At 46.6% G+C, this 2,298-nt stretch carries 1 protein-coding gene; it reads right to left on the bottom strand.

Annotated features, from left to right (window positions below; all coding sequences use genetic code 11):
• The coding region (locus ACP45E_RS09240; protein ID WP_198927703.1) for a hypothetical protein at positions 1 to 2,298 on the bottom strand (2,298 nt) is incomplete at both ends.

The raw sequence follows: 2,298 nt of genomic DNA, 5'->3' as shown, positions 1-2,298 counted from the left end.
ACACGCATATCACCGACCACAATTTGATCATTGGTTGCATCGTAAAATACAGAAAAATCTTCACTGTTAACATTTAATCGTATTAGGCCAGTCGCCCCTGACGCTTTTAAATTATCGATGGTGTCTTCTAACGCTTCATCAATGTTCAGTTTAAAGGTCTCTTTACCACTTTGAATTTTACCATTGATATTAATGTATTCAGCGGTAATCGAGATTTTATCGGCATAGATGTGTGGGCCGCCAACGTTTCGATCAATCAAGTCACCAGCATTCTCGACCTTGTCTATGCCGTTGGTGCTGGTGGTTGAATTCCATTTGGCGTATTCAGAACCCGCAACAGAATAAGATGACCCCGGCGGAAGACTAATGACGGTAGAACCGCCCGTGACTAACGCAATATCTTTAGATTCAATATCAGCATTAATACTGATATCGCCCTTACCTATGGTAATCCCTTTATCTTCTCGCTCTTTTTGGTCAAGTGGGAGTTGGCCATTGATACTGCCACTTAAGCTGCCTATAACTACCCCCCCGGAAACATTCGAGATAGCACCTATCACACTAATAGAAGGCCAAGTGATCACCGTGTTATTGTCAGGGAAGCGCAGGGCTAATTCGGCACGAGCCAAGTCAATATCGACATCATTGACAATACTGATGAGTGGATCGTAGTCGACATCCGTATCCTGTCGTTCACCGTTAAGATAGACGCCACCGTTTTCTTGGGGGATCGTAATCGCCTTAATAACTAGCGACGCTGTGGTGTGGTTCAAAATATCGACAGAAGCATCTCCCGGGGCAACAACACTCCCTAGTTCTTCATAGCCGCCGGAACGAATATCAATTCTTCCCGCTTCCGCGTAGATATCATTAATAGTAATCACAGGCGTCTTAACCTGATTCGGCACAAACACGCCCGCTTTTACTTCCTCAAGCAGGCCCTCTTCTAATAACAATGCCTGAATTCTCGAAATTTCCGATTTATAGAATTTCTCTATGTTGGTATCAGCTGCATTGCCGTCGTTAAAGATGCTCAGTTGTTCTTCTGCATATTCTAAATCATCAAACAGTTCGGTACTCAAAGACGAAATAGATTCACTGAAGGTGATGCCTTCGGTTTTGGTGAATTGATTAACCGACCCATCATCATTCAAACTGGTAATTTCAATAGCCTGATGACGGCGAATGCCGGTTTCAAGAATCCCTGCATTACGAACAAAACCGATCGCGCCCGTAATCACATCGCCCCCAAGGTCAGCGGTTCCCCCCAGGGCAGAAGCCCAGTTGACGGTTTTAGTTTGTGCATCCATATCGGCGAAACCAAAGCGCTCTGCATGGAGGTTCATCTGACGAGCGGTTTTAACGTGCGCACCGGAAGCAATAGTGATCGTATTGGTTTGGGTAAGTTTGGCTAATGCATTGGCATCATCGACAGGAACAACACTTGCTGCAAAGCTATCGACTAACGCATGTACTTTGTAATCATCACGGTTAAATTCGGTATCGGTACCCGCAGAAATATTGACGTTTCCATAAGCCGTCAGTTCTGCACCCATATCGATTAGGATACTGTTGACTGGAGTAATGTTCGACTCAGCGTCTGTCACAGTGACGGAAATCGCGCCTGCAGAATCTGATTCTACCGAGCTGATCACGGTGCCCTGTCCACGAGCCGATATTTGAATATCGCCTTCACTGACTAACGTTGCATTTTGACCTACACGTACTGTCGCGAGCAATTGGTCGTCGGAAATGTTCACAGTGGCACCTGTTGCCGCAAGAGCGCCCGTCGCGTTGAGAGTGACTTTGTCGGTAATATCGAGATCATTCAGCGCATTTAGGGAAATACCATCATCATTTTGTGTCCCCCATGCTGTTAGTGATGCATGGTTTCCAACCTCAATAGCGGTTTCCATATCAAGGACGGTCCTGCTGTCGGCACCCGCAGCACTGGCTAAACCTGCGGCAACGGCATCAATTTCCCCATTTTGGTTCTTCCATGCTCTATTTATGGCATCAACATTGATGTCTGCTGCATTCACCACGAGTGCATCAGAGTCATCACTGCCGTCACCAAGTTTGACGATGACATCAGCCGTGACATCATGATCCACCTCAGCACCAGACCCCGACAACAAGCCGCCTGAAGCCGCCGTGATTTTTGCGTCAAATTTCGTAATATGCTCGGCTTTGGCATTTAATGTACCGGTACCGCCGTTTTCGCCTAGGGTAATTTCCGTTCCATCCCCGACTGAAATAAGCGTCGTACTGGTTGATTTTGTATCGGCTCCAACACCC

Origin of the sequence: Vibrio genomosp. F10 str. 9ZD137 (assembly GCF_049974785.1) — a bacterium.
Taxonomy (GTDB): domain Bacteria; phylum Pseudomonadota; class Gammaproteobacteria; order Enterobacterales; family Vibrionaceae; genus Vibrio.
Note: the sequence above shows the minus strand (reverse complement) of the source record. Positions and strands in the feature narration are given on the sequence as shown.